The organism is Luteibacter sp. P4_E6, assembly GCF_056401535.1.
In genome coordinates this window covers 1-11,777 of the sequence record NZ_JBFUJE010000091.1, presented here as the reverse complement: position 1 = coordinate 11,777, position 11,777 = coordinate 1, and the positions used below count along the sequence as shown (strand labels likewise).

The 11,777-nt window shown below is 66.4% G+C and carries 14 protein-coding genes; 8 read left to right on the top strand and 6 right to left on the bottom strand.

Annotated elements, in window-relative coordinates; all coding sequences use genetic code 11:
* The 4 genes from AC1DT2_RS08155 to AC1DT2_RS08140 form a co-directional block, all read left to right on the top strand.
* A partial coding sequence (locus tag AC1DT2_RS08155) for a sensor histidine kinase (RefSeq protein WP_477295760.1) occupies window positions 1-416 on the top strand: 416 nt, incomplete at its 5' end.
* A complete protein-coding gene (locus tag AC1DT2_RS08150; RefSeq protein WP_213948774.1) occupies window positions 413-994 on the top strand; it encodes a response regulator transcription factor in 582 nt (193 codons plus the stop codon). The genes AC1DT2_RS08155 and AC1DT2_RS08150, both read left to right, overlap by 4 nt.
* 2 nt (window positions 995-996) lie before the next feature.
* A complete protein-coding gene (locus AC1DT2_RS08145) occupies window positions 997-2,178 on the top strand; it encodes a sialidase family protein (RefSeq protein WP_477295757.1) in 1,182 nt (393 codons plus the stop codon).
* Complete coding sequence (locus tag AC1DT2_RS08140; protein ID WP_477295755.1) at window positions 2,178-2,636, top strand: TlpA family protein disulfide reductase; 459 nt, start codon at window positions 2,178-2,180, stop codon at window positions 2,634-2,636. The genes AC1DT2_RS08145 and AC1DT2_RS08140 overlap by 1 nt, the downstream gene beginning before the upstream one ends.
* Window positions 2,637-2,648: 12 nt before the next feature.
* Here the strand turns inward: AC1DT2_RS08140 and AC1DT2_RS08135 are convergent, their stop codons facing one another.
* The 3 genes from AC1DT2_RS08135 to AC1DT2_RS08125 all read right to left on the bottom strand — a co-directional run bounded on the left by AC1DT2_RS08135 (window position 2,649) and on the right by AC1DT2_RS08125 (window position 5,127).
* On the bottom strand, window positions 2,649-3,641 hold the full coding sequence (locus AC1DT2_RS08135) for a sensor histidine kinase (RefSeq protein ID WP_213948771.1): 993 nt from the start codon (window positions 3,639-3,641) through the stop codon (window positions 2,649-2,651).
* A gap of 26 nt (window positions 3,642-3,667) precedes the next feature.
* Window positions 3,668-4,396 (bottom strand): response regulator transcription factor, encoded by a 729-nt coding sequence (locus tag AC1DT2_RS08130; RefSeq protein WP_036111366.1) that lies wholly within the window; start codon window positions 4,394-4,396, stop codon window positions 3,668-3,670.
* Between the two features lie 119 nt (window positions 4,397-4,515).
* Window positions 4,516-5,127: an arylesterase gene (locus AC1DT2_RS08125; protein WP_477295752.1), complete on the bottom strand. Its 612-nt coding sequence runs from the start codon at window positions 5,125-5,127 to the stop codon at window positions 4,516-4,518.
* Between AC1DT2_RS08125 and AC1DT2_RS08120 the strand changes: the two genes are divergently transcribed.
* Both AC1DT2_RS08120 and AC1DT2_RS08115 read left to right on the top strand, forming a co-directional pair.
* Complete coding sequence (locus AC1DT2_RS08120) at window positions 5,126-5,812, top strand: ABC transporter ATP-binding protein (protein WP_213948769.1); 687 nt, start codon at window positions 5,126-5,128, stop codon at window positions 5,810-5,812. The genes AC1DT2_RS08125 and AC1DT2_RS08120 overlap by 2 nt on opposite strands.
* Entirely contained in the window at window positions 5,809-8,292 is a 2,484-nt protein-coding gene (locus AC1DT2_RS08115) for an ABC transporter permease (RefSeq protein ID WP_477295749.1), read from the top strand. The genes AC1DT2_RS08120 and AC1DT2_RS08115 overlap by 4 nt, the downstream gene beginning before the upstream one ends.
* A gap of 3 nt (window positions 8,293-8,295) precedes the next feature.
* On the opposite strand, the gene rimI is transcribed toward AC1DT2_RS08115, so the two are convergent.
* Genes rimI through pssA form a run of 3 tightly spaced genes read right to left on the bottom strand, consistent with a single transcriptional unit; the run spans window position 8,296 to window position 10,032 of the window.
* Window positions 8,296-8,769, bottom strand: a complete 474-nt coding sequence (rimI, locus tag AC1DT2_RS08110; protein WP_063574341.1) for a ribosomal protein S18-alanine N-acetyltransferase — start codon at window positions 8,767-8,769, stop codon at window positions 8,296-8,298.
* 4 nt (window positions 8,770-8,773) lie between these two features.
* On the bottom strand, window positions 8,774-9,238 hold the full coding sequence (locus AC1DT2_RS08105) for a hypothetical protein (protein ID WP_477295747.1): 465 nt from the start codon (window positions 9,236-9,238) through the stop codon (window positions 8,774-8,776).
* A gap of 8 nt (window positions 9,239-9,246) precedes the next feature.
* Complete coding sequence (gene pssA, locus AC1DT2_RS08100; RefSeq protein ID WP_477295745.1) at window positions 9,247-10,032, bottom strand: CDP-diacylglycerol--serine O-phosphatidyltransferase; 786 nt, start codon at window positions 10,030-10,032, stop codon at window positions 9,247-9,249.
* Window positions 10,033-10,196: 164 nt separating this feature from the next.
* On the opposite strand from pssA, the gene AC1DT2_RS08095 reads away from it, so the two are divergent.
* Both AC1DT2_RS08095 and proS read left to right on the top strand, forming a co-directional pair.
* Window positions 10,197-10,607 carry a DUF4124 domain-containing protein gene (locus tag AC1DT2_RS08095; protein ID WP_063573973.1) on the top strand — a complete coding sequence of 137 codons (411 nt, stop codon included), beginning with the start codon at window positions 10,197-10,199 and terminating at the stop codon, window positions 10,605-10,607.
* Between the two features lie 63 nt (window positions 10,608-10,670).
* Window positions 10,671-11,777: proline--tRNA ligase (gene proS, locus AC1DT2_RS08090; protein ID WP_477295743.1), on the top strand; the 1,107-nt coding region annotated here is incomplete at its 3' end.

Sequence of the window (11,777 nt, the reverse complement as noted above, 5' to 3'; positions counted from 1 at the left end):
GCATGGAGCGCTTCCAGTTGCTGCGGCCCGAAGCCGAGGTGACACTCGAGGTGGCCGACGACGCTGCGCGCCTTCGCCTGCGCTCGCCACCGGGCCTGCGCCATGCGCTGATCAACCTGCTCAACAACGCTGCCGACGCCTCAGCGATGAACGATAGCGCCACCGTCTCGCTGGCGATTCGCCGCGACGACCGCTGGCTGGAACTCATCGTCACCGACGAAGGCCCCGGTTTCGACGAGTTCGACGATCTCGGCACGCTGGGCCTGTCGCAGAAGGCTACCGGTCTTGGTATCGGCCTCGCGCTGGCCGAAGCGACCGCCGAGCGTCTCGACGGCGAACTCGCCGCCAGCAATACGGGGCATGGCGCACAGATGCGCCTGCGCCTGCCTCTTTCGGTTATTGGAGATCCGGCATGAATGAACTCGTCCCGCCCGGCGGTCGCCCGCTGCTGATCGTCGATGACGATCCGACCTTCGCCCGCGTGCTGGGCCGCGCCATGACCTCGCGCGGCTTCGAAGTCATCACCGCCGACAACGCCGACGATGCTCGCGCCCTCACACGCCGTCACCAGCCGCGTTATTGCGTGCTCGATCTCAAGCTGGGCGACGAGAACGGGCTTCGTCTGATTCCCGAACTGCAGTCGCTGGTGCCGGATATCCGCGTGCTGTTGCTCACCGGGTATGCCTCCATCGCCACCGCGGTGGAAGCGATCAAACGCGGCGCACACGATTACCTCGCCAAGCCGGTGGATGCCGATGCGGTGGTCCGCGCACTGCTCGACGGCGATTCGGGCCCCGCCGATCCCGACGATCTGGTCGACGCACCCGATGCCCCGTTGCCGCTGCGGCGCCTGGAGTGGGAACACATCCAGCGCGTGCTGACCGAGTGCGAGGGGAATATCTCCGAAACGGCCCGGCGACTGGGCATGCATCGGCGCACGCTGCAACGCAAACTAAGCAAACATCCGGTGCGCGAACGCCCGGAGGAGCGCTGAACATGCGTCGCCTAGCTGCACTCGCTTCACTACTGCTTGCCGGTATCACCTCGGCAGCAGCCGACGACATGCACGGCATGGCCATGGCTCACGAAGCACCGCTGGGCTTCGATGCGGCCATCGACGCGAGCGGCCATGTATGGGTCGTCGATACCGTGGGCGAGCACGTGCGTGCGCGCCGTTCCGATGACATGGGCCGGACCTTCGCCGTCTCGACGATCGTCAATCCTACCGGCGAACTCCTCTATGCCGAGGGCGAGAACCGTCCCAAGATCGCCCTGGGATCGAAAGGCGAGCTGTACGTGACGTGGTCCCAGCCACGCAAGCTTCCGTGGACGGGCTTCGTGCGCTTCTCTCGCTCGCTCGATGGCGGTGCGCACTTCGACGCCCCGATCACCGTGCACACCGACCGCGCCGAGATCACCCACCGTTTCGATTCGCTTGCCGTCGATAGCAAGGGCAACATCATCGTCGCGTGGATCGACAAGCGTGATGTCGAGGCGGCCAAGGTCGCGGGCAAACCGTATCTCGGCGCGGCCACGTACTACAGCTGGTCGACCGATCGCGGCGCGCATTTCGCACCGGAACGCAAGATCGTCGACGAGAGCTGCGAGTGCTGTCGCATCGCCCTGGCGCAGGCGCCCGACGGATCGATCGATGCCTTCTTCCGCGCCATCTATGGTGACAACATCCGCGATCATGCCTTCGCCAGCCTGCCCATTGGCGGCGCAACGCCGAAGGTCGAGCGCGCGACGTTTACGCAGTGGCATATCGAGGGCTGCCCCCATCACGGACCGGCGCTTTCGATCGATGCGAAAGGCACGCGCCACGCCGTGTGGTTCAGCGCAGCCGATGGCAAGGCGACGATCTGGTACGGCCAGCTCATGCCGGGCGCGCCGCCGTCGCATCTCACCACCGTCGCAACCACCGGTGCGTCGCACGCGGACCTTCTCGCCGACGGCACCCATGTGTGGATCGCATACCACCAGATGTCCCCGCAGGGACTGAACCTGATGCTGCGCGAGTCCACCGATGGCGGCGTCAGCTTTGGCGAGCCACGGCAGATCGCGCACACGACGAACGAATCCGGCTGGCCGAAACTCGTGCTGTGGAATCATCGCGCCTTCGTGGCGTGGAATCCGGAAGGACAGTTCCGCCTGGTGCCGACGGAGGCCCTGCAGTGATGGAGCGGCTGCTTTTGCTTACCGCGTTGACCGTCGCGATGCCCGCGTTCGCGGCGCCGCCGGTTGCCCTCGCTCCCGCCGACGTGACCGCGTTGGTGGCACCGCCGGCCAAGGGCGTGCGCATCGTCGCGCTGTGGGCGCTGGATTGTGCCTATTGCGAAGAGAACCTGTCGGCGCTGGCCACATGGCAACGCCAGCACGCGGATGTCGACCTCGTGTTCGTTGCCACGGATTCGATCGGCCAGCGGGATACCCTGGATGCGCGGCTAAAGGCGGCGCGGCTCGATACCGTGCCGTCGCGGGCGTATGCCGACGCGACACCCGACCGGATCAATTACCTGATCGATCCCGCCTGGGGCGGGGAGACGCCGCGAACGCTGGTGATTCGTACGGATGGGACGCGTAAGGCGTTCAGCGGAGCGTTGACTGCCGAGCGGATCGCCAGTTTGATCAACTGAGGTTTCGCCGGATCACACTTCGACAGGCTGAGGGTGCGGGAACCTCACGCTCGCCACGCGGCTGGCCCCCGGCAACGAACGCAGTTCGAGTGGCCACTGAAAGCGATCCGAGAGGCGCCGTGCGATCGCCAGGTCAAACCCGTGGCGGTCCACCGAGGCATGTCGGCGGCTGCCCTCTTCCGGCGTGTCGACCGCCGGGTTGATCACGCTCACGCTGCCCGGCATGACCGTCACCACGATCACGCCCTGATCGGTCTGCTGCAACGCATGCCGGATCAGCTGCCCACAAAGCACCGCGAACACACGCGGTGACGCGTGCAAGGCGAAGCTGGCGGGTTCGTCGAGGATGAGTTCAACCGGGCGCCCCGCGATGAGCTCGCGGGCGTACTCGACTTCCTGGCGCAGCACCTTGTTGACGACGAAGTCTTCTTCGGCAAGTCCCTGGTCCGACTCCCTCGAAAGAATCAGGAACGCTTCGACCAATGCTTCGAGCTCGCGTGTGGAACGACGTATGCGCTCCAGCGACCGGTGACCGAAGTCGGAGAGCTCCGTCTCGTCGGCAAGCATGTCCGAAGACATCTTGATCACCGTTAGCGGACTGCGCAGTTCATGGCTCGCGTCGCGTGTGAAATTGCGCTCGCGCTCACCATAACCGTCGATGCGCGACGCCAACCCGTGCAGGCCGCGAATCAACGAGCCAACGTCATTGTCGGACCGATTGCCACTTTGCGAGTCCAACTGGGCCATATCCGGTTTATCCGGGTCCCAGCCTTCGAGCAGGCGCGCGAGTGCCGCGATGGGCACCCACTCGCGAGACACCGCCAGCCACGCCAGACCGCCCGACGACAGCATGATGGCTATCGCCGCACCGATCGGCGCGACATTGTTCGCCGCCATCAGCGAGGCGATGACGACGACCAGGGTCTGCAGTGCGAAGACAATCGCGATACGTGCACGGAATGAACCGCGCCGACGCCTTGCCCCCTGCGTTTTGTTGCCTTCCATCGATTACATCCGGTGCCGCAAGGCCTTCATGCCGTCTGCGATGCCGCGACTTCAGAATCGAGATCGGCCAGACGATAACCTGCCGAATGAATCGTATGCAGGAGCGGACGGTCGAATGGCTTGTCGATGACACGGCGCAGGTTGTAGAGATGCGAACGCAGGGTGTCGGAATCCGGCAGCGTATCGCCCCAGATCTCGCGTTCGATGTCCCGGCGGCTGACCACGCGCGGCGATTCGCGCATGAGGATGGCGAGTAGCTTCAGGCCGATCGGAGAAACGGTGAGTTCCTGACCGCCGCGGGTGAGGCGCAGCGTGGCCGTGTCGAGAGTCATATCGCCCACGTTGAGTACTTCGGAGGACACCTGACGGCGGTCGCGGCGGATGAGCGCGCGCAGGCGGGCTTCCAGTTCGCGCACTTCAAAAGGCTTGACCAGATAGTCGTCGGCACCGGCCTCGAGGCCCACCAGTTTGTCTTCCAGGGTGTCGCGCGCCGTAAGCATGAGCACCGGGGTCGACTTCTTGCCGTCCTTGCGCAGCTTGCGGCAGACATCCAGGCCGTCCATACCAGGCAGCATGAGGTCCAGCACGATCACGTCGTAGCTGTTGGAGACCGCCAGGTGAAGGCCGCTGACGCCATCGGCGGCGTAGTCGACCGAGTAGCCCCGACGTTCAAGGAATTCGCCCACCATCTCGGCGATCTGGCGATTGTCCTCGACAAGAAGGATCAGGCCGGCCTGTTCGTCGCGGTTGCTCATCGGGTATCACTCCTCTGTGATTCACAAATGTGAAGAGTTAACGGCCGGACCAGTGAGAACCGTGTGAAGACCGAAAACGAGCATTCATTCTGCGGACGACAACGTGGAGGTTATGTCGTTTAGTGGAGCAGCGGCGTAAGCGCCTTCCACACATTGTCGGCCACACGGGGCTCACCTTGCGCTGTGGGATGGAGCCCGTCGTCCTGCATGAGAGCGGGATCCAGCGCGACGCCGTCGAGCAGGAAGGGCACCAGCCCGACCCTATGCTTCTGTGCGGCATCCGCGTAAACCTTGCGCAGGCCGTCCCGGTATTGCGGGCCGTAATTCACCGGCAATTCGATGCCCAGCAACAGCACCTTCGCCCCGGCGCCCTTCGCGGCGTCGATCATGCTGTCGAGATTGCCCGCGAGCTGCCCCAGGGGGAGTCCCTGCAGGCCATCGTTCGCGCCCAGTTCGATCACCACGACCGAGGGATGCTGTTTCTGCAGGAGACCGGGCAGCCGGTTGCGCCCGCTCAGAGAGGTCTCTCCGCTGATACTGGCATTGACCATCGTCCACGGCGTCGCCATGTTCGACGTGCGAGCGTCCAGCAAACGCACCCAACCGGCGTCCACCGGGATGTTGTGCGCCGCCGACAACGAGTCCCCGAGCACCAGCACCGTGCGCGGCGCCTCCGCCGCGGAGGCGATGGCGCACCAGACGAACAGCAACAGGAACAGGCAACGACGCATGAGCGATTCTTCCCGAGTTCTTCTTGAAGTGGCCGATGTTAGCAAGTCGGTTTTCGGCCCGGAGGGACGGCTGGATATCCTGTCCGGGGTGAACCTCAGCGTGGCCGCTGGCGAGAGCTTCGCCATCGTGGGTGCCTCCGGCTCGGGCAAGACCACCCTTCTGGGCCTTCTGGCCGGCCTCGACGTGGCCACGGCGGGCAGCGTGCGACTGGACGGGCAGGCCCTCGAGGCCATCGACGAGGAAGCGCGCGCGGCCATTCGCCGTCGCCTGGTCGGCTTCGTGTTCCAGTCGTTCCATCTGCTGCCGGCGCTGACCGCCGAAGAAAACGTGATGCTGCCCCTGGAACTGGAGGGCGACAACGCGGCGCGTGAGCGGGCGCATGCCGCGCTCGATTCGGTCGGTCTCGGTGCACGACGCCGTCACTATCCGGCCCAGCTCTCCGGGGGCGAACAGCAGCGTGTCGCGCTGGCCCGCGCCTTCGTGCACCGGCCCCGCATCCTCTTCGCCGACGAGCCCACCGGCAATCTCGATCAGCACACCGGCGAGCATATCGGCGACCTGCTTTTCGCGATGAACAGCGAGCACAACACCACGCTCATCCTGGTCACCCACGACGCGCGCCTCGCTGCCCGTTGCGCACGCTCGGCGGAATTGCATGAAGGCCGCCTCGGGGTGCCCGCGTGAATGTGACCCGGCTTGCCCTGCGCACGCTGCGGCGCGAATGGCACCTCGTCGAACTGCGTACCCTGGCGGCCTCGTTGGTGCTGGCGGTGATCGCGCTCGGCGTCGTAGCGACACTGTCCACCCGCATCGAGCGAGGCATCCTCGCCAGCGCTGCCGAGCTGATCGGTGGCGACATGGGCGTCTCCGCCCCGGCCCCTTTGCCTGATCCGCTCCTGCGCTCGGCGACGGACGACGGCCTGAGGGCGTCCCGCGGCGCCGCGTTTCGCAGCGTCGCTTTCGTCGGCGAACACAGCCAGCTGCTCGACGTACAAGCCACGGATGCCGCGTATCCGCTGCGTGGCACCCTGGAAGTTGTCGACGCGAAAGGAAGCGACCACGCCAGCCACGGTCCGGTTCGCGGTGAAGTGTTCCTCGACCATCGCGCACTCGTGGGACTGGGCATCAAACCCGGGCAGAACGTGCAGATTGGCGGCCGCGACCTCACGGTCGGCGCCGAGCTGATTCGCCAGCCCGACGGTGGCGAGCTGTTCGCCCTGGCCCCGCGTGCGCTGATGAACCTGGACGATGCAAACGACGCCGGCCTGCTTTCCGTCGGCAGTCGCGCGCGTCACAGCCTGCTCGTGGCAGGATCGCCCGCAGCCATCGCCGCATGGCGTGCCCGTGTGGAACAGGGTTCGCTTCCTCACGGCGGTGAACTGATCACGCCGGAGAAAATGCAGGAACGCATGCGCTCGGCCTTCGACCGCGCCAGCGCGTTCCTGCGCCTGACGGCCCTGCTTTCCGCGCTGCTCGCCGGCGTGGCGATTGCCCTGGCCTCCTCACGTTACGCACGGCGCAAGGCCGCCGAAGTGGCGCTGCTCCGTGCACTGGGCACACCGCGACGTCGCATCGCCGCGCTCCTGGTGACGACACTCGCGGCGCTGGCCATCCCCGCCGCGGCGCTGGGCATGGCGATCGCACTGGGACTGGCGCAAGGCGCCTGGTATTTCGCCAGCCAGCTATTCGACAACATTCCCACCACGCTGCCCCTGGGCCCGGCCTTCGCCGCCGCGGCGATGGGCCTGGCAGTACTCGCGGGCTTTGCGCTGCCGCCGCTCGTGCGCCTGGCCGAAGTGCCCCCCGTCGCGGTCTTCCGCGAATCCATGCAGCGCCGCGTCCGTCGGTTCGATGCCCTCTATCTGGTGCCCGTGCTGACGGCCGTGGCCCTGCTCTGGCTGCAGAGCGATTCAGCGAAGCTGGCCGGCATCCTCGCCGCGAGCCTCGCTGGCGTAGCCGTGGTCGCCGCACTTCTGTCCGGGCTGCTCCTGGTCATTGCGAGGCGGGTGGCACCGGGCGCGCATCCCGCCCTGCGCCTGGGACTGGCCGCGCTCGCCCGACGTCGGGGACTATCGCTTGTCCAGGCCACGGCGCTGTCGCTCGGCCTCTGCGCCCTCCTGTTGCTCGCCGTGATCGCACCGTCCCTGCTCGACGGCTGGCGGCGAGAGCTGCCAGCGGATACGCCGAACTGGTTCGCGCTCAATCTGCAGGACGAACAGCGTGAGGCGTTCTCCCACGCACTCGAGCACATGGGTGCCAGCAAGACGAACATGATGCCGCTCGCGGTGGGCAAGCTCACCGCGATCAACGGAACGTCGGTCGATCGCATCGCGTTCGTCGACGACCAGGCCAGGGACGCTGCGGACCGGCAGCTACGCCTGTCCTGGAGTGCCGATCTGCCTCCCTCGAACAAGGTCGTCGCCGGAACGTGGCCGGGCGCCGCCCCTGCGCAGGCCGAGGTATCGGTCGACACCTCCTGGCGCGACCGCTTCCACCTCAAGCTCGGCGACACGCTCCGTTTCGAGGTCGGCGAAGGCACCGTGGAGGCGCGCCTGACCAGTGTGCGCCAGGTCGACTGGGGCTCATTCCGCGTCAACTTCTTCCTGATGATCGATCCCGCTCACGCGACTGCGTTGCCCCACACGTGGCTGACCAGCTTCTATCTTCCGCGCGGCCATGCCGACGACCTGGCGAAAGTCTCGCGAGACTTCGGCAATCTCAGCCTGATCGACGTGGACGCCCTGCTCGACCGAGTGCGCGAAATCGTCGACCGGGTCGGCGGAGCCGTTCGATGGGTACTCGGCTTCAGCCTGCTCGCCGGTGCGCTGGTGCTTACCGCCGCGCTGGCGGCAAGTGCCCAGGAGCGCCGCAAGGAAGCCGCCCTGCTGCGTACGCTCGGTGCCACGCGCGCGCAGCTACGGGCGGCCGCGGCCTGCGAGTTCGCATTACTCGGGCTGGTCGCCGGCCTCACCGCCGCGCTCGGTGCCAGCGGCGCGGGTTTCTGGCTGGGCAACGCGGTGTTCCACATCGAGCACTTCGTTCCGCCCGTGTGGCCACTGGTCGGTGCGGCCCTGCTTGCCGCGCTGGTGGTGATGGCGATCGGCCTGTTCGGCACGCGGCGAGTCCTCAGGACCTCACCGATGGCCTTGCTTCGCGAGGGGTGAGGCTCAACCGGAGATATGCATTTCCAGTGACATGACGATCGCCTCCTCGCGTCCACCCTTTGCCGGGTAGTACGCGGGGCGGCGACCTATCTCGGTGAAGCCGAGCGTCTCGTACAAGGTCTTTGCGACGGGATTCGAAGGGCGGACCTCGAGGAAGATCCGTTCGACACCGTACCAACGAGCGAGATCGATCAGCCTGCGCATCATCCGGCGGCCGTAACCCAGGCCGCGGTGGGCGTCGCCGATGCACACGTTGAGCACATGGGCTTCGCCGGCGGCGACCGAGAGGATGCCGTACCCGGCGATCTCGCCCTCATGCACCAGCACCCAGCAGTTGTGCCCGGCCTGCAGGCAATCCCGAAAAATGCCCGCGCTCCAGGGAAACTCATAGGATGCGTGCTCGATCGCCACGACCGCGTCGAGGTCTTCGCGCCGCATCGCGCGTACTTCCGTCGAGGGGCGGGTCACGGCGACCATGCTGTCAGCCCGTGATGAAGGCGCGTCCAAGCGCGCGCAGGCCGTTCCACAAACGGCGTTTCGCGGCCGCGTCGACGAGGATCGTCGAGGGCGGATCGACCAGCACGATCTGCGCGGCGCTCAGCACGGCCGCCGGCAGGTCACGCCCCAGGGCGTGCGCCTGCGCTTCGCCGAACACGAGATAGGCCCCTGCCGCCGGAACCTGACCGAGGCCACGCTCGCCCACTTCCAGGCGTGCGGCGCGGCCCGTCACCGGGCCGAAGGCGCGCAGCGCCTTGCCGAGCAGTTCGAGTTCGCGGGCACTGCTGCCCGCCGGGAGGATCACCACGCAGCCGACGTGGTCGCCGACGCCCGCCTCGTTGGCGGATGCGACGCTGTCGGCCGTTGCCACCTCGCCTACCCGCAGGCGCCATGGGGTGACCCCCATGACCCGGAGGAGACGTTCGCGGCGTTCGGCGACGGCTGGCATCGGGGCGTTTACTCCGGGGCCTTGGCGTGGCGGCGAACGCGACGACGATGCGTGGCACGGCCCCATAGCGTGTGGATCGGTCCGGAGACGGTGTAGATCACGGCCACGGCAAACAGGACGCGTGCCGTATCGATCAGAAGCAACACGACGATCAGCACCGCCGCGATCAACCAGATGAAGGGCACGCGATCGCCCTTCGGCCAGGCCTTGAAGCTGTAGTAACGCACGTTGCTGACCATGAGCAGGCCGGCGATGACGGCCAGCGGCATGGCGAAGAACGCCACCGACGGCCCGGAAATATCGAACTTCTCCATCGTCCAGACAAACGACATGCACAGCCCGGCGGCGGCCGGACTGGCCAGCCCCTGGAAGTACCGTTTGTCGGCGACGCCCACCTGGGTATTGAAGCGGGCCAGGCGCAACGCGGCGCACACGGCGTAGATAAAGGCCGCGGCCCAGCCGATCTTGCCCCACASCGGGCCAAAGGCCGCCAGCGAGGACAACGACCAGGTGTACAAGACCAGCGAAGGCGCCAGGCCGAAGCTGACGAGGTCGGAGAGCGAGTCGTACTGCACGCCGAATTCGCTCTGCGTGTTGGTCATGCGCGCGACGCGACCGTCCATGCCGTCCAGGATCGCCGCAACGAAAACCGCCAGCGCGGCCGTCTGGTAGTGCCCACCGATCGCCGAGACGATCGCGTAGAACCCCGAGAACATCGCACCGGTGGTGAACAGGTTGGGCAGCAGGTAAATGCCGCGATGTCGCGGCCCCTGGGCCTGGATCGGATCGCTCATGGGCCAATGCCGTGACGTGGGGCAACAGTGTAGCCCAGGCGCCGTAAAGCGTCAGTCCGACGCCGCCGTGGGCTCCGCCGCACAAAAGGCCACATCGTCGCTTGCGTGTCCTTCGATCCGGTGATAGTTGTTTGCGCCACTAATCACCCTGCCGGATGGCCCGCATGCGCCGTTACCTAGTCCTCGCCCTTCTCGTGGCGGTCTGTCCTCTGGCGTTGGGCCAGGCCTATAAGTGGAAGGATGCCCAGGGCGTCACGCACTATGCCGACTCCCCGCCACCCGCCGGCACGAAGGTCGAGAAGATCAAGACCAGCGGCGTCGTGATTCCGCCGGCAGGCAACCCGGCACCGGCCTCGACAGCGGCGGCGAAGCCGGCCGCACCGGGCCCTGTCGCCGATACACCGGCCAACCGGGCCAAGCTGTGCGACCAGCTGCGCAAGAACGCGGAGACACTGAGCAAGGAAAAAGTGGTGTCCGTGGACGATGGCAACGGTGGTTCACGCAATCTCGATGACGCCGGGCGGGCCCGCCAGGTCGAGACGACCCAGGCGCAAATGGTCCTCTACTGCAAGTAATCCGCCGTTCGCGGGGCGAGTAGCCAGCCTATAATCCCCGCTTTCACCCGAAAGACATCCCGCATGCGCCTCAGCCAGTTCCACCTCGCCACCGTCAAGGAAGTCCCCGCCGACGCGGAAGTCACCAGCCATAAGCTGATGCTGCGCGCGGGCATGATCCGCAAGCTGGCCTCCGGCCTCTATACCTGGTCGCCGCTGGGTCTGCGTGTGTTGCGCAAGGTCGAGCATGTGGTGCGCGACGAGATGGTCCGCGCCGGTGCGATCGAGGTGCTCATGCCCTCCGTGCAGCCACGCGAGCTCTGGGACGAAACGGGCCGTTGGGAGAAGTTCGGCGGCCAGCTCCTCAAGATCAAGGATCGAAAAGAGCAGGAGTTCTGCTACGGCCCCACGCACGAGGAGGTCATTACCGACTTCGCGCGTAACGAGCTGAAGAGCTACAAGCAGCTGCCGCTCAACTTCTTCCAGATCCAGACCAAGTTCCGCGACGAGATCCGCCCGCGCTTCGGCGTGATGCGCGCGCGCGAGTTCCTCATGAAGGATGCCTACTCCTTCCACCTCACCCCGGAATCGCTCGGCGAGACCTATCAGGTGATGTACGACGCGTATTCGCGCATCTTCACCCGCCTCGGCCTGGAATTCCGCGCGGTCGACGCCGATACCGGTGCGATCGGCGGCAGCGCCAGCCATGAGTTCCAGGTACTCGCCGACTCCGGTGAAGATGCCATCGCGTTCTCCGATGCCTCCTCGTACGCGGCCAATATCGAGAAGGCCGAAGCCATGGCGCCGAACGGGGAGCGCCCTGCCCCCTCGGCCGAGCTGACCCGCATCGACACCCCGAAACAGCGCACGATCGATGAGGTGACCGCGTTCCTCGGCGTCCCGGCCAGCCAGGTGGTCAAGACCATCCTGGTACGCGGCCGCGAGGGGCTGGTTGCGCTGTGCGTACGCGGCGACCACGACGTCAACGAAGTGAAGGCGGCCCACCTGCCCGAACTGCCGGACGACTCCGAACTGGCCAGCGAAGAGGAAATCATCGCTGCCACCGGCGCCCGCCCCGGCTCCCTCGGTCCGGTCGGCCTGCCCGACTCGATTCCGATCATCGTCGACCGTAGCGCAGCCGTGCTCGCGGACTTCGTCTGCGGCGGCAATCAGGACGGAACCCACTACACG